This is a genomic window from Peptostreptococcus anaerobius 653-L (assembly GCF_000178095.1).
GTDB lineage: Bacteria > Bacillota > Clostridia > Peptostreptococcales > Peptostreptococcaceae > Peptostreptococcus > Peptostreptococcus anaerobius.
Window position 1 is genome coordinate 23,418 of the sequence record NZ_ADJN01000056.1, and the last position, 21,852, is coordinate 45,269.

The window sequence follows — 21,852 nt, forward strand, 5'->3', positions numbered from 1 at the left end:
TCCCCTCTAAAACTCATTATATATAAATGGCAACTCCTTAAAAGGTAAGAAGGTAAATACCAATATGCAGGCTATTACAGCCAAGGTAATTACTAGCGACATTATCATATACTTCTTTTTTTCAATCATAATCTTCCCTCACAATACTAACCAACTGGTACTAAGACCAGATATGGATTCATCATCAAATCCTTCTAATAAAATACACCTTCAGTTATTTTTCATATATATCGTATATCTGTTTACATACGTCAGTCCATCCAACTGTTCCCAGATGCATAACGTCTCTTAAGAAGTACCTACTAGAACCGCTATTGCTTTCATCTATCACCCTAAATCCATAAGGTGCAGTTACTTCCTTAACTTTTGCGAAGAATGCAGCTCTTTCATTCCTGTCAATTCCCACATAGTCATAGAACTGGTCTACTACTGGTATCAGAACTATTGTCGGCTCAACACCTGTCTCCTTGCAAGTATCGAGGAATATCTTATAGTCATAAAATTCTTTAGCATCAAGCATATTTACATAGTTATACATGCCCTTATAAGTTCTTTCCTTATTCTTCATGTACTCCCTAAAATAACCCTTATCTATAAACATAGGCTTACCATCAAATATTCCTGGCTTCTTACCTACTCTAAACTCGGCATCCTTTATAGCTTTTTCCCTTTCAGCCTTCCAATCTATGGTTTTGCGTGGCATATTAGGATCTTTGTTAGGTAGACCCACAAGTGAAGAATAAAGTATTCCCTTGTCCTTTAGTCTAACCATACTCTTTCTCAAGGAAAAATACGGCTTCATAGCTGTCATAATAAGCCTGTTAGCACCATTTTTCTTTACAAATAATTTGGCGTAAAGCTGTTCTTCCTTAAAGTCTCCAGTACCTTCTAGGAGCTCTGCTACCCTCTGTGCATACTTGACCTTAGTCTTATGAGATATCTTTGGATTTTCTAGGTACTTATAGAAAATAACCGGTGAAAACCTAGTCTGAAAACGGTCTGGCCTCTCACCTTTCTTATCCATAAACCACTGCATAGAAACCAAAAGCACTACTTTTTTATTTTTAGACTTATTAAAACTACCTACCATACTAGCGTGTTGAAGGTCTTGTGTATAGGCCCTACCACTAGTAATTATTCCGTTCTTTGTCCTTCCAGTGTTAAAGAAATTATCTGGGTGTTGGTCTGTAGAGTGACTAAGCTCTGAAGACCCCATCATCAATATATAATTTCTATCTGTCAGGTATTCATTTGCATAGTAACCCTTGTCCTTTACCTGAGATTTTGTATCGTAAAGCATACCATAAAGATTTTTTTCATTTAACATTCTTACATTTTGTTTATTTAAGTATGAGTTTAGCCCCACACAAAAAATTCCCGCTATAAAAAGTGGAAACAATAAATACTTAATCCTCTTCATAATCCCCTCATCGTCTTTTATTATTTAATTAAAATTCCATATATATAGTAATAAATTATTTATTTATATATGATATATCAAAATCCTATATTTTTCCTAAATCAATTTATTTAGTTATCTAAAACATATATTTGTTCCTAGGTAAACTTACAAATATCTTGTTTTTTAATTTTTTACTAAATTAACTTATCCTAGAATAAAAGAAATATAGGCTATATCAACTGGTCATCTTTACACAACTTGTATAAGGTTTGATCGAAATTAAATTCAGACCTTAGGGCTTCAACCTCTGAAAGTGACTTAGCCTTCTTTTCTTGGCTAATGTTTGTTTTGACAGCCCTTATAAGGAGATTCTTTGGAGAATGAGCTATATCTATAAATTCTAGTAGCTGAGTCTTATAGCCCAAAGCCTCGAGTATGTTCGCCCTAACTGAATCTGTCAACAAGGCCGATACTCTTTCCTGTATTATTCCATACCTAGATATTATATTTAGACTACTAGGTCTTATGCTTGCATTTATCTCATGCTGGCAACAAGGAACAGAGAATATCATCTTAGCCTTCCACTTTATAGCATTGTAAATAGCATAATCTGTAGCAGTATCACAAGCGTGTAGGGTAATAACCATATCTACCTTATTCTCGTACTTGTATCCATTTATGTCCCCCAGTTCAAAACGAAGCTGGTCATAGCCATATTTTTCAGCTACATCATTACAGTAGTCAATTACATCTTTTTTAAGGTCAAGACCTGTTATTTTGACGTTCATATTCTTAATCTCTGTGAAATAATAGTATAGTACAAATGTCAAGTAGGACTTACCACAACCAAAATCAAGTATATGTAGGCACTTGTCACTTCCCTTTTGGTAATCCTCGCTTATATTCTTGATTTCATGGTCAATAAGCTCAACAAACCTATTTATCTGCTTATACTTATCATACCTCGAGTTAACGACCTTGCCATCCTTTGTAAATACACCAAGGTCCTTTAAGGCAGGTATGTCCATACCCTCTTCCAAGATATAGTTTTTCTTTTTATTGTGACTTGTATTTATCTTTATCTGGTTCTTTTGAGACTTCTTTGAGAAAAATACCTTGCCTTTTTTAGATAATCTAAGGTCAATACTGTAGTCATTTGACTCAGCAGACAGTTGCTTATAGTCTTTAATTACTTCTTCTAGACTTTGGCCAAGTGAGTCCTCACCTATATTTTCATGAAAGACCTGCTTTTTTGTGAATTTCTCGATTTGGTATTCAACTTTTCCGCTAATCGATTTTAGGCTATACTTAACCTTTAATATTTCATTTTCCTTGCTCTTAGGACATGATACCACTATCCTAAGTGGCTGGGCCTCTACAATCTGGTCTATATATTCTTTATCTATCACTTTTTCCCCTTTCTTTAAATCAGTATACTTCTATATATACAACTGTATCTATATCCATATTATCATAATTAATAAGAGTGGCAGATACATATCTATCTCCACTCTCACTAAAATACAACTTATCTACAATCTCTTAATCCTCTAACTTAGGTCTACAACTTACTCTTTACTGAGGCAAGTTTTTGCTCCATGCTGGCAACCTTGTCTCTTCTATCGTCTACCTTGATAATTGAATAAACCCTGTCTACACCCTTGTCAAACACATCTTCCTGTATCTTTCTTACTAGGGCAAATATTTCATCTATATTGCCTTCCATAACAGTTCCCATTGGATTAAGCATATACTTAACTTTGTCTTGGTCTGCTAATACCTTCTGTGCTCCTGCAACATACTTACTTGCACTTGTTGTTCCTGTTCCTAAAGGGCAAACTGTCAACTCAACTACTGCCATATCAAACACCTCTTTCATAAATTATATTTTAAAATTTAAATACTCTAAACTATTCTGTCTTTTCACTACTTGGATGTCCTGCTTCAATCCTAGCAACTTCCTTTAGCTTGGCCATCTGAAGCATAGCAGCCAAGAAAACAGCAACTACACCAAAGGCATAGACATTAAACGTCCTCACCTTGTCATATACGCAATACACTACACCGATAGCCAATAGCAAGGCACCCAGACTAAAGAACTTCTTCAGTTCAGGCTTTTTGTATGACATATAAATATAATACACAGAACAGATAGTCAAGACCCCACCTATAAACAACAAGACAGGTTGAGTGAATAGATTATCCATCAAGAACTTGTTCTGTTTTATGAGACTTCTTCCTAGTCTCCACTTTGGATTGGCAAAAAATGTCAATAAAGAAGCTATCATTACAATCACCGTCTGTAATAGTGATACCATAGCCAATCCCTTGTCAGTATTGACCCTTACGTCCAATGGTACATTCGTCTGTAGGTTTTTCTTATTTCTATTTCTAGTATTTTTAGCCTTGTTGGCCTTTTTCTTTGATTTTCTCTTTTTTAAGTCTTTTTTAGCTGTCATCTAAATCTCCTAGCATCTATTTTAATTAATTTATAATTGCTTTCCAACATCTATTATAACACAAATACCCCTACCATACTATAAAAAGAGACCATCTTTACCCCTATGATTTAACCTTATACCCCCATAATACACCAAAAAAAGAAGCCCACAGTATATAACTGAGGGCTTGTATCTTCTATTATTTTATTAAATAAACTCGGCTGCCTTTACCTTTGAAGGTATAAATTTACCTATAACACCACCTATGATAGCTGGTACTACCCAGTTGAATCCTAGGAATCCAAGTGGTAGGTTGTTTACAGGTGCTAGTGATGGTATACTTGCTGATAATAGTGTAAGAGCACTTGTTATCACAGTAAATAGTACAGACACCTTGTAGATGTTGTCGTTCTTGATCTTGTCATTGAAGAATGCAAGAACTATTAGAACTATTGTTGGTGGGTATACTATTGCAAGTATTGGGCTTGCTACCTTTACTAGTCCAGATACACCTAGTGTAGCTGCTGCTGTAGAGAATAAACAAACAAATAGTACAACTCTTTCATAAGTTACCTTTCTACCTGATAATTCTGATAGGTAGTCAGCTGTGGCTGATGTAAGACCTATTGAAGTTGTCAAACAAGCAAGTGACACTGCTATTGCAAGTATTGTCTTACCTGTGTTACCTAGAAGAGCTTTAGTAATATTAACTATTACCTTAGCAGCCTGTACATCTTGGTTGTATACTGTAGATACTGTAGCACCTAAGTAAGTAAGTCCACCGTATATTAATGCTAGACCAACACAAGCAACTATACCAGCCTTTATAAGAACTGAAACCTGATGTTTAGCATCTGTGTAACCCTTGTTTATAAGAGTTAATATTAGAACTGAACCAACTGCTATTGATACGAAACAGTCCATTGTCTGGTAACCATCCGCTACACCTCTAGCGAACACCTGGTCAATCATTGGAGCAGAGTTTATTGGTCCAACTGGTGTTATAATACCTTTTACTATGATTACAGAAAGTGCGATTATAAGGAATGGTGTAAGTACCTGACCTATAATGTCTATAACTTTTGATGGTCTTACCGTTAAGAAGTAAGTAAGTGTAAAGAATATCACTACAACAAGTAAGATTGGAACACCTTCACCAAATAGTGGCTGGATGCCCATTTCGAAAGTAGTAGCACCAGTTCTAGGTATTATTAGAAGTGGTCCAACACACATTATATCTGCGAAACTTAGTAAAATTGCTGGGACCTTGCCAATTCTCTCAAACAATGACATAATCTTACCATTACATAGAGCTATAGCTATAACTGCTAGTAATGCTAGACCAGCATCAGCAAATGTGAATCCTGCGAACCCTATCATCCACTGTGGTCCTGATATAATTCCTAAATATGGTGGAAATATTAGATTTCCTGCTCCGAAGAACATAGCGAATAGTGCAAAACCAAAGGTTAGGATGTCCTTAATGCTTCCATTTTTTTCCATTTTGAAATTCTCCCTTCATATTACCTTTAAACACAAAAAATACAAAAAATATTATTTCATTAAAATATAAGTTTGACTTATTTTTTAATCCATGTTTTTATTATAATTTTGCTTTATAAAGTTGTCAAGCTACTTTTTATAGTAGAACTTTTTTTTGTTAATCTTATGCTTTTTAAGAAATTATGGGATTTTATTTACTTAATAAGGTCTTTAATCATTCTTACATACGTTTTCATAGAATTATCACCTTATCAATCTATACATTTTGTTATTTACTTAATTAATCTTTGTTGAATGTCAACTTGAAAACAATGTGAAAACGTTATCGAAACACCCTGTGTTTATTGATTTAACTTATAGTTGCAACTTATTATGCAATTATAGAAATATTTCAATTGTTATAAAAATAACGCTAGAATTACTAATATATATTATATGTTTTTTAGTGTTTCTTTTATCTTTTCTAGTTAAAAACCAAAAAAAGTATTCTTTAATTTAGTATATTTAATTTTATTTCTGGCAATACAATAAATCAAAAAACTATTTACAATGTATAATACTATAAATACAATCAAAAAAAGGGCTAACTAATATTCAGCCAACCCTTTATTAAGCGATTTTACAACAATATTTGAATTATGCTAACTACTAATTTATTTTTAAAGGACTTGTAATTAGGCATAAGACTAATAATTGTTAATTATTCTATATCTTGTATTATGCTTGGATCCGAACTGTCTCCATCCCTATCAGAGCTTTGTTTTTTATCTTCATTGTCTCCAGTTGAGTCTCCACCTCTTGACCTAGAAGTTGAGACATCTTCATCAGATGATTTTATCCTACTAACCCCCCAAATCTTTCTTAGGTAGTTTTTAAGCTCATCAAATGACCAAGCCTTATTTGTATTTACGATACTGTTAGGGTCATTAATCAAAAAGTCTCCATCTGAATTATAGCCCTTTATTACAATTATATGCCCTCTAGTAGAAAATAGACCTGGATTTAAACTTGCTATCAATACATGACCACCATCAAGAGATTTCTTCATCTTGGCCTCTACTGGTAATACATCAACAGATTGTAGGTCAAACTTCTTTATACCGTCTTCAAACAACTTCCAGCTTGTAGTATTTGTATTTGATACATAATTGTTATCCTGACTATACTTGGCTATATCATATGGGTTTACAGCGGACTTAGAATCAAAATGTCTGATAACCATGGCCAAAGATGTAGGACCACAGCCTGATAGACCTATCATTTCGCTTCCGTAATTCCTATACCCCCATCTTCTATCCCATTGTAAGAACAGAGGTACTTCTCCATCTACATGATAGCTTGATGTAACATTCTGGTCAAGTTTTCTAGCATTATACTTTTCCTTATCCTTGTAACTGTATACATAATCAACTGTCTCATTATTTCTTAAAAGTAGATCTATTAAATCTTCAGGATAAGAACCTATATTCTCAATTATATACTCAAGTCTCTTAGCTTCGTCATAATTGAGTTTAGACTTGATATTTTCAAGCTTTTTCTTCTTATCTTCAAGGCTCACTTTCTTTTGAGTAGTTTTAGGACTAGTCTTTTCCTTGGCCTTATCCTTAGTTTTACTTGTTTCAACCTTAGTAATAGGATTTTCTCTCTTGTAAGTCATATATTTATCTGCGGCTGCAGCTATAAATATACCTATCAAGGCAAGAAGGATAAGCAAGGTAACTATTTTCTTAACATTTAGCTTACTTGATTTATCTTGTCTTCCCCTCTTGTATACCTCAGCCCTAGATGTACCCACATTGCCAATAGACTGGTTAACTCTCCTAATTGCTTCTTGCTCCTGTCTCTTGGCCTTTCTGGACCTCCTGCTCTCTTTTTTGTCCCTGGCCTCCTCAGCCTTCTTACGTCTCATTATCTCTTCAACAGCGGACTCCTGAGCCCTTACTTCATCCCTGTAATAGTCTTCCTCAGGTTCTACTTTTTCTAGGTCAAACCTAAAGTCCTCAAGATTTATCTTCTTAGTCTTATTTTTTAAATCTTCTATACTATAACTATTATTAGGTTCTTCTATACTAGTTCTTTCAAAATCAGAGTACTCTTTAAATATTTCGACATCTGACTTGTCCATAGAGACCCTTTCTTTGGCCTGTATTTTTACAACCTCAGGATCATTATTAAAGTCATCAATCAAGACCTTTTCTTCTTCACTTGAACTAGCCTTCCTCCTAAGCTCATTTAGGATTTCATCCAGGCTCATATTTTTAGTGTCTTCCATTGTGGATTGCTTTGACGCCCTTTTTTCTCTTTTTAATTTTTCAAGACTTAGCTCCCTATCCAGCTCTGGTGTCTTTCTTTTTGAAACAACAGGACTAGACTTTTGCATAGCCAAGCGCCTCTGGTTTTTTATTGATTTTTTTCTCTCCTGTGCATTCAGTTCCGCTTCTTCATGACTGACCTCTCTTACAGTCGACTTTATATGGTCGTCTATAGACTTTACGGTCTTTTGTACTTCTATTGGCTCACCATTTTCATCCAAGCTAGTATTTGACAAATTCATGCTATTGTTGTAGAATGCATCTTTTTTCTTTTCTATATCTTCATATATATTGGCATACTTATTATTTAGTTTTGAATTACCCTTAAAAGTATACTTAGTCTCAAATTTCGATTTTTTTGAAGCCATACTTGCCTCCTTTCACTCTACTCATAACCTATAATACCATAATTTTTTTTATTTGTACATTCTACTAGTCGCCCTGCTCAAGCCTTCTTTCTCTTATTTCCTCTAACTTGCCATCTATATCTCCAAGGCTTATTTTCTCAAGCAAAAATACAACTTCTTCATTTAGGTAGGCAAACAAATTGTCTACATACTCAGACATACCACTAGCATATATACACTCTGAATCTATATCTCCTGAATGCCATTTAGACTCCACTATTGGTTGACCTATCGCATCATATATCTGCTTAAGATTTATATTTTTTCCATTTTCAACAATTTGGTATCCACCATTGACACCAGCTTTGGTCTCTACTAGATTAGCTCTCTTGCACTTTGCCATCACCTTCCTAATCCTTACCGGGTTGGTACATAGGTTGTTGGCTAGGGCCTCACTTGACCAAGATTTAAAATCATGGGCCAAAAGACACAGTGCATGAATAGCTATTATAAATTCACTCATTCAGTTCACTTCCTATTAAATTCTATAACAAATTTCTTTACTAATACTAAATACATTCTCTCCACCATATTATACCACACTATCTAGCAATTAAAAACATTCCATCAAAAAAGAACCCATAATAAGTCTATTTCTGCCTAGGTTAGGTATTTATATCTAGTCCTAGTATCAAGCATAGGTTATTCGGGCCCTTTTCTGGTTTATTTGCATAAAATGGTATTGGTTACTTGCCCCTCATGGTATGAGGTCTCTTACCCATTTTAAGGTCTATTTAGTTAATTATCGTCTCTAAGTATGTTTAGGTCCTCTCCAGACATTATCTTCTTCATTGTCCTCATTGAACACATCTTACCACACATAGTGCAAGTGTCATGGTGCTCAGGAGTAGACTCTTCTCTATATCTTCTAGCCTTTTCTTTATCAATAGCCAAATCAAACATGGCATCCCAATCTATATCTGCTCTTGCCTTTGCCATCTTGTTGTCCCAATCTCTTGAATGAGGAACCTTCTTGGCAATATCTGCAGCATGGGCAGCTATCTTAGTAGCTATTATACCCTCTTTCATATCTTCTAGGTTTGGTAGTCTTAGGTGTTCTGCTGGTGTTACATAGCATAGGAAGTCTACACCTGCAGCGGCTGCAATAGCCCCACCTATAGCTGATGTGATATGGTCATAGCCTGGTGCAACATCTGTTACAATTGGTCCTAGGACATAGAATGGTGCGTTGTGGCATAGTCTCTTTTCAAGCTTAACATTAGCTTCTATCTCGTCAATTGCCATATGACCAGGTCCCTCTATAATAACCTGTACATTCTTCTCCCAAGCCCTTAGAGTAAGTTCTCCAAGAGTTGTAAGTTCCTTAATCTGGCAAGCATCTGTAGAATCATCTAGACATCCTGGTCTCAATGCATCACCAAGGCTAAGTGTAAGGTCGTACTCCTGGCATATGTCTAGCAATTCATCATATCTTTCAAAGAATGGGTTCTCTGCGTTGTTTAGCTCCATCCATGCATACATCAAAGAACCACCCCTAGAAACTATGTTAGTTATTCTCTTGTTTCTCTTGAATACATCCATAGCTTCCCTGTTCATGCCAGCGTGGATAGTTACAAAGTCAACACCGTCTTTTGCGTGCTTTCTTACAACATCCAAGAATTCATCAGCTGTTATGTCCTTTAGTTCCTTATCATAAAAACCTATAGCATCATACACAGGTACAGTACCTATCATAGCAGATGACATAGCTATTAACTTCTGTCTGAACTCTTCTGTCTTACCAAAAGAAGATAGGTCCATTATTGCTTCAGCCTCCATTTCTATAGCTTTTTTAACCTTTTCAAGTTCCTTGTCTACATCTGGACAGTCTCTTGATATACCAAGGTTAACATTTATTTTTGTGCTTAGACCAAGACCAACACCTTCTGCAAGTAGACTCTTGTGGTTTTTATTTGCAGGTATAGCTATTTCTCCCTTGGCTACCCTTTGCATCAATAGCTGTGGATCCATATGCTCCTTTTCAGCTACCCTCTTCATCTGTTCAGTTAATATTCCCTTTTTTGCTGCATCAATCTGTGTAGTATACATTGTATCCTCCTAAAATTTAAATCAATATTGTTTTCTTTATATTTAATTAATTATTGCCAATCACTATAAATAGGTTGATATTACTTCTCGCTAATAAGTTTAATATAGCAAGCAAGCGACTACCTATTGTTAATCTTATCAAAAATCTGCCTAGACCTAGCCTCACAATCATCACTTGCAAGTATGTCCGATATTATACAGACCCCATCCATATCATAGGACCTGATCTTATCCACATTATCAAGACCTAGTCCACCGATTGCATATTTCTTTATTCTGACTCTTTCAAGTATCATATCTAGCTGAGACCTGTCTAGGAGCACTGCGTCCTTTTTAGACGGTGTCGGAAAAAATGCTCCCACACCAATATAGTCAGCTCCTGCCTCTTGAGCATCAAGGGCTTGGTAAATGGTCTTGGCTGTTATACCTATTATCTTGTCTGGACCCAATATCTCTTTGGCTACCTCAATAGGCATATCCGTCTGACCTAGGTGGACACCGTCAGCACCTATGGCCTGGGCTATATCCAACCTGTCATTTACTAGTAGGGTCACCCCATAGTCTTGGCATAGCTTTTTGAGTTTTAGACCCTTTTGGTAAAAGTCTCTAGTAGATAGGTTTTTCTCCCTTAGCTGAACTATGGATACTCCACCCCTTATGGCAGCCTCTACCGATTCAAAAAAGTCCTTGCCCCTACAAGCAGCCTCATCTGTTACAAGGTATAATATTTTATCACCTATATTTGCCATATTTTATCATCTCCAATATTCTAGTTGTTACAAACAATCTCTAGGACCCTAGTCGCCCTTTATCATATCTAATTTATCGTATATATCCCCCATAGGATTGGTAGGACCTGCCCCCCTGCCTATATCTAGTGAATGTTCAATAGCCTTGGTTATAAAGTCTTTGGCCAATGACACAGCTTCCTTTAATTGGTAGCCTAGTCCTAGATAGGCGGCAATGGCAGAAGATAGGGTACAGCCAGTCCCATGGGTATTTTTTGTATCTATCCTTTTGTTTTTGTAGTATATCAAATTGTCTCCATACAAGAGTAGGTCACAGGCATCGTCCTCTAGGTGGCCTCCCTTGATCAGGACTGCCTTATTGGTATGATTTAGAATTTTTCTACCTACATAGACCATATCATCCGTATTCTTTATTGAATAATCTTCATCCGGTTCCAATATAGATGCTATTGCAATAGCCTCATGGATATTGGGTGTAACAAGGTCAGCGATTTTAAATAACTTCTCTATCATAGCACTCTTGGCCATTTGGTCTATCAGGTCATATCCTGAAGTAGATATCATGACTGGGTCTAGGACAATATTCTTGGCACCATACTTGGTCAAACCCTCGTAAACACTGTCTATAATAGAGCTCTCAGACAGCATACCAATCTTTACTGCATCTACTTCTATATCAGAAAATACAGCACTCATTTGGGAAGAAACCATACTTGGAGATACATTTTCCACACAAGTCACTCCCATGGTATTTTGTGCTGTAATCGCCGTAATAACGCTCATACCGTAAGTCCTACAAGCAGAAAAAGTCTTCAAATCTGTTTGTATACCTGCGCCACCTGATGAATCAGAACCAGCTATTGTGAGTATTTTTCTCATAGTCTCCTCCTTATTTTTTTGACAAGATCAAAGATGATATCCGACTGAAACTAGACTTATAATCAATAAAATCATATAAAAAAGCACCTACCCGTCTGATAGATGCTTGGAAAGTTCTACAAATTCCTACGCTGGCATTATCCAGATCAGGTCAAAGGTCAAGGCTCAATATCCTTATCTCAGCCGATTTATCAGCTCCCTATAGATATATAGTTGTCTGTCTACGTTTATATAGTACCATAGTAAGAAAAGTATTTCAATGATTTTTATAAACAAAGTGTTTTTTATAAACAAATAGTATAAAAGGGCAAGACCATACAATCTCACCCTCAGTATCACTAAAGCATACCAGCTAGAACCGGTACTGTAATTATACTTATTATTGTTGTTATAAAGACGCACTTAGACGAGAATTCTATACTCGTGTTATACCTCTCAGCCATTATAGTAGTAAAGGCTGGTGCTGGTAGTACAGCTGTAAAATATAGGATTGCTAGCGGCAAATCCTTGTTGGCATTTATGCCCAAGCCCTTGTAGGCAAGTAGCATGATGATCGGTATAATCACCATTCTTATGGCAGTTAACCTATATACTTCACCATCTGTAAACATGTTTCTAACATCATACCTAGACAGGGATAGACCTACTACTATCATTGATAGGGGCACTGTCAAGTTAGACACATATGTTATCAAAGTTACAATAGGCTTTGGTATTGCTATTTGAGTAAAGAATATTATCAGACCAATCACTACAGCTATATTCTGCTTTGTGATTATAATATTCCTCAATCTCACATGTTCATCTTTTCCGTAATTCAAGTTTGTCATCTTAACGCCTATCGAGAATATAAGTATATTCTGTACTATATTACCCATAGCCATCAAGAATAGACCGTCATTTCCGTATAATGCATACATTAGAGGATATCCAATAAAGGCATTATTGGAAAATACTAGGGCAAATATCCAACTTCCCTGCTTTAACTTGTCTACCTTTAGGATCTTGGACAGGCCATAAGAAATACCTGTCATAACCAAGTGGAAAATTAAGATACATAGACATACCTTGATAGTATCACCTATCAACCTCTGGCTAAATGGCCTAATCAAAGACACAACTATCGTACATGGGATACTTACATCGATTAGAATATTTGTGATGTCATTAATAGACGAGTGGGCAACAATCTTCTTTGTCCCCATTATAAATCCCAGGAATAATAGCATGAATAATATTAAAACATTAATAAAAATTACCTGCACATTATCATCTCCTTAAAAAAAATACCTTGTTAGTATACCACATATCCCAATAGGATTCTAGGTCAAAAACAAGGTTTTAGCAAAGTTTAAGAATAATCAAGATTATTGTTAGTCCATGCACTTTAGGAATACATTATCCTTTAATTTTTTTCTAAAATACCTATATTCACTTTCATCATGACTGACGATAATGGCACTTTTTGTCTTGTCTATTATATAGTCCATGACTATTTTCTTGTTATTTTCGTCTAGCCCCTTAAAGGGTTCGTCCATTATAAAAATATCAGACTCATAAAGCGATGCCCTCAAAATTGCTACCCTTCTCTTTTGTCCACCACTCAAGTCTCTTACCCTCTTTCTGATGGACATATCCAGTCCAATTTTTTGCATTTCACTTTTTAGGTCATTTTCAGAAATTGAGTCATTTACCAGTTTTATGTTGTTGTAGATACTCATATTCTCAAGAAGACTATCAGCTTGACCAACATAGGATACCCTTGAGCTTGATATAGGAGTCACGCTGCCAGCCTCGTAGCCTTCTAGTCCCATTATAATCCTAATAAGACTTGTCTTGCCACAACCAGATGGCCCCATCAAAAAGTTGATTTTGCCTCCATAAAACACATGGCTAAATCCATCAAAAACAGTATAGTCCTTGTATCTTTTACATAGGTTATTTACCTCTATATCCATAGTCACATCCCTTTCAATAGTAATTTGCAATTAAATATACCTAAAGTTCCAAGCTCTCAAATATACATCCTAATACCTTCATAAAGACCCACTTAAATAATAGACTGAGAAGTATTATAGTGATAGTCCATGCAAATAGCTGGCTAGTGTTTAAATATATCTTTGACTCGTACAATTTCTCACCTATGGTATTGGTTGGCATACCTATGACTTCCGCTGCTATACCGGACTTCCAGCAAAAACCTAGACCAACCTCGCACGCTGCCCTAATAGATGTCTCTATCCGTGAAAAATATATATACCTAATCTTCTTGTAGGTGCTGACCTTGTATACCCTAGCAAGGTCCAATATTTCCCTACCAATAGAAGATAGACCACCATATACATTCCTATAAAATATCGGACTCACCATCAAAAAAGACACCAGTACAGATAGGTTTGAGGGCTTGATCCATATAAGAAATATTATTATAAACGACACTACAGGAACAGTCTGGATAGTCAAGATCAGGGGTTCAAGTAGAATCTTTATAGTCCTTGACCTATAAGACATAATTGCAAGGCCAGTCCCCAGAACAAACCCTAAAAATAGGCCTAAAAAGACCCTTACAAATGAGTTAAATATCGACTGCCAAAACGATATATCAGCAGCCATCACAAACATAGTCTTTACAGCCAAAAGAGGAGACACCAATAGTATCTCCTGATCGACAACCATACTTAGAATCTGCCATACCAATAGCCAGAATATAAGCGACAAGGTATACTTTATGAACTTGTCATGCCTCTTATCAAGCACCTTATTTCTGAATATAGTAGAAATCTTCACCTGGCAACTTTCCTCCTACAGATTTTGGGTTAGCATCAAAAAGCACCTTTAGGTACTTGTCCATGCTAGTCTTCATTTCCTGTCCGTCTATATATTTGATATTGCATTTTGGGATGGCAAGCTTGGCAATTGGACCCGGTACGATCTTTTTGTCACCAATAAGCTTCGACGCATCCTCTATGTTAGTATTCGTATATTCAATAGAAGCCTTGTACTTCTTTAGGAAGTCTCCTATCTTTTCAGGGTGATCCTTAATAAAGTCCTTCTTGGCAACTACGACACCAGTTACAAGGTTAGACTTGCCACCGTTGATCTTATCCCATTCCTTAGTCATATCAAGGGCTATATTTAAGTCCTTATTTTTTGCCTTGGCAACACTTACAAAAGGCTCAGGCAACATAGCTATTCCATTTGGATCATTGACTAGGGCTGCTAGGGCCTCAGTGTGTTCAGTCTTATAGACTATATTTAGGTCCTTGGCTGGATCTATCTTGTTAGACTTTAGGATATAGTTCAATACATACTCTGGACTAGCCCCCTTACCACTAGTGTAGATAGTCTTACCCTTTAAATCAGATACATTCTTTATAGACTCATCCTTGGACACAATATATAGGACTCCAAGCGTGTTGATAGATAGGGTCTTTATGCCACCCTTTGTATTATTGTAGACAACAGATGCTAGGTTGGCTGGCACTGCTGCTATATCAACCTCACCCTTAACAAGTTTTGGAGTTATTTCATCAACAGAATTGGCAATGGTAAATTCATATGCCTTGTCCTTACTAGTCTCCTCATCCTTGATAAACTTGACCATGCCCATAGATGTAGGCCCCTTTAATAAAGCTACCCTAGCTACTACTGGTTCCTGGCTTGGCTTAACCTCTTCCTTGGCAGACTTTTGACCACACGCCACAAGAGAGGTCATGACCATTATAACCGACAATATAAGCGATAATTTCTTTTTCATAATACACCTCCATATTTTATTACCTATTCTTATTTTCAATTATACTATTCATAGCTAGTATCTGCAATCATATATAAAAAACTGGTGCATATCTTTTAGACTCATGTGAGTTTTAGATAGCACCAGCTCCTCTTAAAAATTTATTATAATATTTTGTTGGTAAATCTTTTACTAGATCTTTCCTACTAGGTCTAGGCCTGGCTTTAGAGTTTCCTTACCCGGCTTCCACTTGGCTGGGCAAACCTGGTCTCCGTACTTAGTTACAAACTGAGCTGCCTGAACCTTTCTCAGTAGTTCACCTGCATCTCTACCAATTGGTGTGTCGTTGATTTCATAAGCCTTGATCACACCATCTGGGTCTACTACAAATGAACCCCTAAGTGCCTGACCCTTGCCTTCGATCATTACGTCAAAGGCTCTAGCTAGTATACCTGCAGGGTCTGCAAGCATTGGGTACTTGATCTTTGCTATTGATGGTGAAGCCTCTGCCCAAGCCTTGTGGACAAATTCTGTATCACAAGATACTGAGTATACTTCACAACCAGCTTTTACGAATTCCTCATAATTGTCAGCTAGGTCGCTTAGCTCTGTAGGGCAAACAAATGTGAAGTCTGCTGGATAGAATACAAATACAGACCACTTACCCTTTATTGATTCATTAGTTACTTCTTCTATGTTACCTGAATGAAAAGCATTTACCTTAAACTCAGGAACAGTCTTATTAATTAAACTCATACTATTACCTCCTTTTTAGTAATGATTACTGCTTTCTTTTATATACCCATTATATTTTTTCGTAATCATTTTTATTGAAATATTTAAATTAAATTTAATCCTGCTTTATAGAGTTTGCTTTGCTTACAGGACTATACTTAACTGTGGAGATATCCTTAACAAGACTGCTTATTTTTTTGATGATATATTATCGTATATTTTTTTGACATCTAAATCATCATCACTAGATATATAAACAAACCTATCCTTCAACTTAATTTTCAAAAGCGGCCTTTTACTGCTGTTTATATACAGCATTAGCTTGCCCTCTTTTTTGCCAAGGTAGTGTCCAATATCTATATCACCTATGCTGACACCATTTGTTCTGATTACAGAAGTATCCTTCAAGTCGTCAACAAGGCTCATCTCCTCTATATCAGAAAGATCAAAGCTTGTCTTGTAAAAAGACGAACTTACACTTACCCTATCACCATTCATAACTAGTTCTATATTATTTGAGCCACTTGTCAGACTAAAAACAAGTACCATAGACCCTACAAGTATTAGACCAAGACCTATATTTATGACCTTGGCAGACTTTTTAGCCATATTAAATGTAAGGTTAGTCGAGCTAAACCTGTCCTGGACCATCAATTTTTTGCTATCTGGATTATAGTAATATCCCTTCCTCCAATAATAATCATCGTCCACATACTCAATGTCTTTGGCTAGTCTTAGTATATCATCTCTCTTAGTATCTACAAGCTTGACAACATATATAGTGACTATACTTGTCATTGTCAAAATACCTATATATATTATAATATCAGAATTGTATATCCAACCCTTCATAGATATAGCCACCAGCATATATACATGGGCTACAAGGTTTAATACACCACCTATAAGCATGGCAAAAGACCAATACCACTTGTCTACCATGTTGGCCCTGTAGTTTATATCGGTGTTATCACAATAGACTATGTTAGCCTTTTTTGCATGCCACTTATGCAAGATATAATACGTTACAGCTATAAATAAGCCAAGTCCAAATATCAATACCAAGGTCATCCTAATATCATTTGCTCCTGTTAGGCTACTGGCATGAGTCATATCTTTAAATACCGACCTATAAATGAAGGACTCCATAAATATATCCAATACTATATAGGAAAATATCAATATAAAAGCTAAGTGTATGTTAGGATTTATGTACATCCTATGCCCCATGGCTGAAACCCTAGTATCTACCTTCACTAGGTTCTTGGTATCAGAGTTAATCCAGCCCTTATTCTCTTTCAAGGAATACATCGACCTCATTGCAGATGTAGAAAAAAACTGACTATAGGCACATATGACCATAATCCAAACCATAAACACCCTTATAAATATCTCGGTGTCATACCATATTAAGAAAATAGTGAAAACAACCCCAAACAAAACAATCTTGTTGAGAACCCTAAACCTCTTTTTGTACTTATCCACTAAAGACACAAGGTCTTGATCTTCAATAGATTCTTTTGGAACGTGCATACCAAGGATCATACCGTTCCTATAATCAAAAACCCCCTTTAAAGAATGCTTGATTGCAAAATAAACAATCAAATTACATATAGCAAATATTATAGTTAAAGCAATTTCCATATCCATACCTCCCCCTTAATTGAGTCAATAGTTTTGTCGATTTTCTTTTACTCTTCAACTTCTCCATAACTATACTCCTTCTGCACTAGCAAGCTTGAAATTGGAAAATGCATCTTCACACATCTTCATAAATTCTTCCTTGCTAAGGCCCTTGACACTAGCCTCAGCCGATAGTAACTCTAGCTCATCTTCTAGCTTGTCTTTGAAGTCAATATCAGCATACTGGTTTGTAGCTACAACGGCCCCCCTTCTTCTGTCAATCTCTATAAAACCTTCAGATTTCAAAATTTGGTAGGTCTTATTGACCGTCATAGTATTGACCCCAATGTCCTTTGCCATTTGCCTTACAGATGGTAATCCCTCGCCAAGCATAAGGTCTCCTCTGCCTATACCCATTACAATCTGGTTTCTCAGCTGAACATATATGGGTGTAGTCGAACTGGTATCAAGTGTAATTATCATAATTGTCCCTCCTAATCATTATTTTTGTCGTGTATGTATTATTATATATAATACTTAATTGTTACAATCATACGTCTATAGGCTCCTTAATTACTATAGCTATTCTAGTAGATATAAGTTTTATTGTTATACGTGTATTAGTTTGTATAATACTTAATTGTATTACTTATTATAATACTTAATTGAGAAAAAAAGCAAGAAAAATATTTAAATAATGTATTTGATATCAACTTATCTGCATAAAAATAGCGAGGTAGCCGAAGCTGTCTCGCTAATAAAGTCTAACTTTTTATGTTTACATAATTTGTTGAATTTAGCATTTTTTATACTTTCTAAGACTTATGAATCAGCCCCAGTAAATTTCCTACTAACTATCTCTTAAATTTTACACTATCCTCAGTAAACTCTTCTATCATAGCCTGACTATATACATCATAACCCATCTCTCTGAACTTCTTACCTCCGTCCTGGAAAGATTTTTCGATTGCTATACCTATTCCCTTAACCTCAGCTCCAGCCTGGTCACACAAGCCAACTAGACCATGTAGAGCCTGTCCTGTAGCCAAAAAGTCATCTATTATTAGAACCTTGTCATCCTTAGTCAAGAAGTTTTTGTCTACCTTGATATCGTACTCTTTCTTCTTTGTATAAGATATCACCTTGCTTGAATATACATCATCTGCCAAAGTAAGTGACTGAGACTTCTTGGCAAATACAACTGGGCACTTAAAATATGTCGCTGCTGCAAATGCAACTGCTATTCCTGATACTTCTAGTGTAAGTATCTTGTTAATACCCTGTCCTTTAAAATGTTCATAATAGTCCTTTCCCATCTCCATAAATAATTCTGGATCTATCTGATGGTTTAGGAATTTGTCAACTTTTAATATGTTTCCTGGTAGGATTCTTCCGTCCCTCAAAATTCTTTCTTCTAATAACTTCATTTTCATTCCTCACTTAAAATATTAATTAGTTTTTCTCTTGTCTACCAATATGATATTTAGTATCAAGGCTGCCAAAGTACCTGTTGAAATACCTGAAGATAGGATCATCTTTAAGGCATTTGGTAGTCCCTGTAGTATTTCTGGCTTGACTGTAACACCTATACCTAGTGCAAAGGCAACAGATATTATCAATAACTCACGGTCTCCAAGATTTATTGATGATAAAGTCTTGATACCCTGTGCTGCAACAAGACCGAACATTATAACTCCAGCTCCACCTAGAACAGGTGATGGCATTACTGCTATTAGGGCACTCAACTTTGGAAATACACCTAGTATAGTAAGTATTATACCAGCAATTATCATTATATGTCTACTCGCAACTTTTGTAAGTGTAATCAATCCAACATTCTGCGAGAAGGCAGTGTTTGGCCCAGCACCTAACATACCTGATATCATAGAACCGATACCGTCGCAAAGTACACCGGCTGCTGCTCTATCTGAAGTGATTCTTTCATGTGATGCTTCACCTATAGCCATCATTATACCGACTGTACCAATTGTTGAAACAAGATAAGCTGGAACAAATGACAAGGTAGAAGCCATGTCAAAGTGGAAGCCATATCTTAATATGTTTGGTATAGCTATCCAATCAGCATTGGCTACTGAAGCAAGGTCTACCATTCCTAGAGGTATACACACTATATAACCGAATATCATACCTATAAATACCGCAGCAGTAGATAAGATTCCCTTTCCGAAGTGGTTTAAAAATAGGGTGAATAACATTATTACAAATGCAATAGTCAAGTTCTTCAATGAACCGTAGTCAGGAGAACCAACACCACCTGCTGCCCAGTCTATACTTACTGGTAGTAAAGTAATACCTATTAGAGATACAACTGTACCTGTGATTAGCGGTGGGAAAAACTTCATCAATGGCTTTATAAACCTACTCAAAATAATTTCTACAAGCGAACCTGTGATAGTAGCTGCTACTATACCAGCTATACCAAACTTGGCTCCTACACTGATTGACGGATTAACAAACGTAAAGTCCGTTCCCATCATCCCTGATACTCTCGATCCAACCGGACCTAGACCCCTTGACTGCAATATTGTTGTAAGTCCTGATGCGAATATTGTAGCACCTACCATTATAGTAGTCTGCTCTACACTCAACTTAAGGGCTGCACACACAACTAGTGGCACAGCAATTATACCTGCAAAAGCAGCTAGTATATGCTGTAGCGCCAATAATATTGATACACCTAGTGGTGGTACAGACTCAATAGAATACTTCAATTCTTCCATAGGTCTATCTGTAATGTTTTTTGTCTGATCTTCCATTTTACCTCCTAGATTCCCTCATAAAATATTTACCAATAAAAATAGGCTCCTAGCTACTATGAGTCAGAAGTCCACGTTTCTGACTCATAGTCCCTGATTAAGGTCAGGGGTAGAGACACTCCACCAAATTTGGAGCATATATGAGCCTATATTAACTTATAATAAACTATTATATACAAAAAAACGAAAATTGTCACCATAAAACACAAACATTATTCATGATTTTCAATTTAATATTGGTAAAATAATAAAAAATGGTACATATCTCCTACTACCTGAACCTAAAATATATTCATATCTAAATAATAGCTTTACTCGATTAAAAATATATGTTAAACTAGAATATGTACTTAGGCTAGACGGGATATGACCCTCTAGCCAATATTTTCTTTAATTAATAAAGGAATTCTAATGCTTAAAGTAATACTATAGTCTAGTGGATTCGTATTAAAAAGTTAGACTATATATTAAAAAGATAATTATAGATAATTATAATAGTAGAAAAATAGGAGATTAGTTATGAATATGGAATATTTTTTTAGGGCAGTACAAGACCCAAACTTTTTCATGCCATCTTGGATGAAGATTTCAGTAACAGTAGGACTAATAGTAGTAATGCTACTAAGTCTATTTATAAAGAACAAGGAAAGAGCTATCAAGATAGGTCTATGCCTATCATTATGTCAGCAGTTTATACTCTACTCATGGTATATAGGTACAGGCTACCACCTTGCAACAGAAGGCCTACCCCTATTCCATTGTAGAATATGTATGCTTGGTCTAGCATTTGCCTACTTCGCAAAAAAGGAAAAGCTAGTCAACTACTTCGCTATTCTAGGGCTAATTTGTGGAAGTATGGCATGTATAGTAGTAGACCTTGATCACTTTGTATTCCCACACTGGACAAACTTCTCATATGTAGTAGGCCACTATCTACTAGTATTCAACGCATTTATGCTAGTTAGGGAAAGATCAAAAATACAGGTTAAGGACATCATCATCATAACACTAATAATGAACCTATTTATACTTGTAGCAGACCTTAGTCTAAAGGCAAACTATGGCTTCTTGATGAAACTACCTAGTTCACTTAGCTTCGTTCCTTTGACAGGAGTATCTGTAGGAGTATTTATAAGCCTACTGATGATACTTGTACTTGCAATATTTAACAAGGTACTTCCTTACAACAAGTTACTACTAGAAGACGAGGAAGAATATATCAGAGCATAGAGGAGAAAC

The 21,852-nt window shown here is 35.9% G+C and carries 21 protein-coding genes and 2 riboswitches; of the genes, 1 reads left to right on the top strand and 20 read right to left on the bottom strand.

Annotated elements, in window-relative coordinates:
• Positions 1–6 precede the first annotated feature (6 nt).
• The 20 genes from HMPREF0631_RS10300 to HMPREF0631_RS06510 all read right to left on the bottom strand — a co-directional run bounded on the left by HMPREF0631_RS10300 (position 7) and on the right by HMPREF0631_RS06510 (position 20,613).
• Positions 7–129 (bottom strand): hypothetical protein, encoded by a 123-nt coding sequence (locus tag HMPREF0631_RS10300; protein WP_002843997.1) that lies wholly within the window; start codon positions 127–129, stop codon positions 7–9.
• 85 nt (positions 130–214) lie between these two features.
• Positions 215–1,420, bottom strand: a complete 1,206-nt coding sequence (gene dltD, locus HMPREF0631_RS06420) for a D-alanyl-lipoteichoic acid biosynthesis protein DltD (RefSeq protein WP_002843980.1) — start codon at positions 1,418–1,420, stop codon at positions 215–217.
• A gap of 212 nt (positions 1,421–1,632) precedes the next feature.
• Entirely contained in the window at positions 1,633–2,811 is a 1,179-nt protein-coding gene (locus HMPREF0631_RS06425; protein ID WP_002844020.1) for a class I SAM-dependent methyltransferase, read from the bottom strand.
• Between the two features lie 152 nt (positions 2,812–2,963).
• Complete coding sequence (locus HMPREF0631_RS06430; RefSeq protein ID WP_002844003.1) at positions 2,964–3,263, bottom strand: MTH1187 family thiamine-binding protein; 300 nt, start codon at positions 3,261–3,263, stop codon at positions 2,964–2,966.
• Positions 3,264–3,312: 49 nt separating this feature from the next.
• Positions 3,313–3,861 carry a hypothetical protein gene (locus tag HMPREF0631_RS06435; protein WP_002844006.1) on the bottom strand — a complete coding sequence of 183 codons (549 nt, stop codon included), beginning with the start codon at positions 3,859–3,861 and terminating at the stop codon, positions 3,313–3,315.
• A 189-nt stretch (positions 3,862–4,050) separates the two neighbouring features.
• On the bottom strand, positions 4,051–5,346 hold the full coding sequence (brnQ, locus tag HMPREF0631_RS06440) for a branched-chain amino acid transport system II carrier protein (RefSeq protein WP_002844017.1): 1,296 nt from the start codon (positions 5,344–5,346) through the stop codon (positions 4,051–4,053).
• 700 nt (positions 5,347–6,046) lie between these two features.
• Positions 6,047–8,026 (bottom strand): C39 family peptidase, encoded by a 1,980-nt coding sequence (locus HMPREF0631_RS06445; protein WP_002844001.1) that lies wholly within the window; start codon positions 8,024–8,026, stop codon positions 6,047–6,049.
• 64 nt (positions 8,027–8,090) lie between these two features.
• Positions 8,091–8,528 carry an RrF2 family transcriptional regulator gene (locus HMPREF0631_RS06450; RefSeq protein WP_002843999.1) on the bottom strand — a complete coding sequence of 146 codons (438 nt, stop codon included), beginning with the start codon at positions 8,526–8,528 and terminating at the stop codon, positions 8,091–8,093.
• A 275-nt stretch (positions 8,529–8,803) separates the two neighbouring features.
• A complete protein-coding gene (gene thiC / locus HMPREF0631_RS06455) occupies positions 8,804–10,114 on the bottom strand; it encodes a phosphomethylpyrimidine synthase ThiC (RefSeq protein WP_002843993.1) in 1,311 nt (436 codons plus the stop codon).
• A 119-nt stretch (positions 10,115–10,233) separates the two neighbouring features.
• Complete coding sequence (gene thiE, locus HMPREF0631_RS06460) at positions 10,234–10,863, bottom strand: thiamine phosphate synthase (RefSeq protein WP_002844004.1); 630 nt, start codon at positions 10,861–10,863, stop codon at positions 10,234–10,236.
• Positions 10,864–10,911: 48 nt separating this feature from the next.
• The gene (gene thiD, locus HMPREF0631_RS06465) at positions 10,912–11,742 is read right to left on the bottom strand and encodes a bifunctional hydroxymethylpyrimidine kinase/phosphomethylpyrimidine kinase (protein WP_002844022.1); all 831 of its coding nucleotides are present in this window, start codon (positions 11,740–11,742) and stop codon (positions 10,912–10,914) included.
• A gap of 106 nt (positions 11,743–11,848) precedes the next feature.
• A riboswitch (TPP riboswitch) is annotated at positions 11,849–11,954 on the bottom strand.
• A gap of 126 nt (positions 11,955–12,080) precedes the next feature.
• Complete coding sequence (locus HMPREF0631_RS06470; RefSeq protein ID WP_002844008.1) at positions 12,081–13,007, bottom strand: AEC family transporter; 927 nt, start codon at positions 13,005–13,007, stop codon at positions 12,081–12,083.
• Between the two features lie 108 nt (positions 13,008–13,115).
• Positions 13,116–13,700, bottom strand: a complete 585-nt coding sequence (locus tag HMPREF0631_RS06475) for an ATP-binding cassette domain-containing protein (protein WP_002843990.1) — start codon at positions 13,698–13,700, stop codon at positions 13,116–13,118.
• A gap of 40 nt (positions 13,701–13,740) precedes the next feature.
• Complete coding sequence (locus tag HMPREF0631_RS06480) at positions 13,741–14,529, bottom strand: ABC transporter permease (protein WP_002843994.1); 789 nt, start codon at positions 14,527–14,529, stop codon at positions 13,741–13,743.
• Positions 14,501–15,499 (bottom strand): ABC transporter substrate-binding protein, encoded by a 999-nt coding sequence (locus HMPREF0631_RS06485; protein WP_002843976.1) that lies wholly within the window; start codon positions 15,497–15,499, stop codon positions 14,501–14,503. The genes HMPREF0631_RS06480 and HMPREF0631_RS06485 overlap by 29 nt, the downstream gene beginning before the upstream one ends.
• 171 nt (positions 15,500–15,670) lie before the next feature.
• Complete coding sequence (gene ahpC, locus HMPREF0631_RS06490) at positions 15,671–16,234, bottom strand: alkyl hydroperoxide reductase subunit C (protein WP_002843996.1); 564 nt, start codon at positions 16,232–16,234, stop codon at positions 15,671–15,673.
• A gap of 168 nt (positions 16,235–16,402) precedes the next feature.
• On the bottom strand, positions 16,403–17,857 hold the full coding sequence (locus tag HMPREF0631_RS06495; RefSeq protein ID WP_002844011.1) for a PH domain-containing protein: 1,455 nt from the start codon (positions 17,855–17,857) through the stop codon (positions 16,403–16,405).
• A 69-nt stretch (positions 17,858–17,926) separates the two neighbouring features.
• Positions 17,927–18,319: a GntR family transcriptional regulator gene (locus HMPREF0631_RS06500; RefSeq protein WP_002843974.1), complete on the bottom strand. Its 393-nt coding sequence runs from the start codon at positions 18,317–18,319 to the stop codon at positions 17,927–17,929.
• 371 nt (positions 18,320–18,690) lie between these two features.
• Positions 18,691–19,263, bottom strand: coding sequence for a xanthine phosphoribosyltransferase (locus tag HMPREF0631_RS06505; protein WP_002844015.1), 573 nt, complete (start codon positions 19,261–19,263; stop codon positions 18,691–18,693).
• A 21-nt stretch (positions 19,264–19,284) separates the two neighbouring features.
• Complete coding sequence (locus HMPREF0631_RS06510; protein ID WP_002844002.1) at positions 19,285–20,613, bottom strand: nucleobase:cation symporter-2 family protein; 1,329 nt, start codon at positions 20,611–20,613, stop codon at positions 19,285–19,287.
• Between the two features lie 67 nt (positions 20,614–20,680).
• Positions 20,681–20,777: riboswitch (purine riboswitch) on the bottom strand.
• A gap of 355 nt (positions 20,778–21,132) precedes the next feature.
• Here HMPREF0631_RS06510 and HMPREF0631_RS06515 point away from each other — a divergent pair.
• A complete protein-coding gene (locus HMPREF0631_RS06515; RefSeq protein ID WP_002843978.1) occupies positions 21,133–21,843 on the top strand; it encodes a YwaF family protein in 711 nt (236 codons plus the stop codon).
• Positions 21,844–21,852: the final 9 nt, after the last annotated feature.

Coding starts and splice junctions, on each gene's coding strand:
- HMPREF0631_RS06475 (WP_002843990.1), bottom strand. CDS start 13,700: ATGGATATAGAGGTAAATAACCTATGTAAAAGATACAAGGACTATACT.
- HMPREF0631_RS06445 (WP_002844001.1), bottom strand. CDS start 8,026: ATGGCTTCAAAAAAATCGAAATTTGAGACTAAGTATACTTTTAAGGGT.
- thiD (WP_002844022.1), bottom strand. CDS start 11,742: ATGAGAAAAATACTCACAATAGCTGGTTCTGATTCATCAGGTGGCGCA.
- dltD (WP_002843980.1), bottom strand. CDS start 1,420: ATGAAGAGGATTAAGTATTTATTGTTTCCACTTTTTATAGCGGGAATT.
- HMPREF0631_RS06510 (WP_002844002.1), bottom strand. CDS start 20,613: ATGGAAGATCAGACAAAAAACATTACAGATAGACCTATGGAAGAATTG.
- brnQ (WP_002844017.1), bottom strand. CDS start 5,346: ATGGAAAAAAATGGAAGCATTAAGGACATCCTAACCTTTGGTTTTGCA.
- thiC (WP_002843993.1), bottom strand. CDS start 10,114: ATGTATACTACACAGATTGATGCAGCAAAAAAGGGAATATTAACTGAA.
- HMPREF0631_RS06505 (WP_002844015.1), bottom strand. CDS start 19,263: ATGAAGTTATTAGAAGAAAGAATTTTGAGGGACGGAAGAATCCTACCA.
- HMPREF0631_RS10300 (WP_002843997.1), bottom strand. CDS start 129: ATGATTGAAAAAAAGAAGTATATGATAATGTCGCTAGTAATTACCTTG.
- HMPREF0631_RS06515 (WP_002843978.1), top strand. CDS start 21,133: ATGAATATGGAATATTTTTTTAGGGCAGTACAAGACCCAAACTTTTTC.
- HMPREF0631_RS06500 (WP_002843974.1), bottom strand. CDS start 18,319: ATGATAATTACACTTGATACCAGTTCGACTACACCCATATATGTTCAG.
- HMPREF0631_RS06430 (WP_002844003.1), bottom strand. CDS start 3,263: ATGGCAGTAGTTGAGTTGACAGTTTGCCCTTTAGGAACAGGAACAACA.
- HMPREF0631_RS06485 (WP_002843976.1), bottom strand. CDS start 15,499: ATGAAAAAGAAATTATCGCTTATATTGTCGGTTATAATGGTCATGACC.
- HMPREF0631_RS06450 (WP_002843999.1), bottom strand. CDS start 8,528: ATGAGTGAATTTATAATAGCTATTCATGCACTGTGTCTTTTGGCCCAT.
- HMPREF0631_RS06435 (WP_002844006.1), bottom strand. CDS start 3,861: ATGACAGCTAAAAAAGACTTAAAAAAGAGAAAATCAAAGAAAAAGGCC.
- ahpC (WP_002843996.1), bottom strand. CDS start 16,234: ATGAGTTTAATTAATAAGACTGTTCCTGAGTTTAAGGTAAATGCTTTT.
- thiE (WP_002844004.1), bottom strand. CDS start 10,863: ATGGCAAATATAGGTGATAAAATATTATACCTTGTAACAGATGAGGCT.
- HMPREF0631_RS06495 (WP_002844011.1), bottom strand. CDS start 17,857: ATGGAAATTGCTTTAACTATAATATTTGCTATATGTAATTTGATTGTT.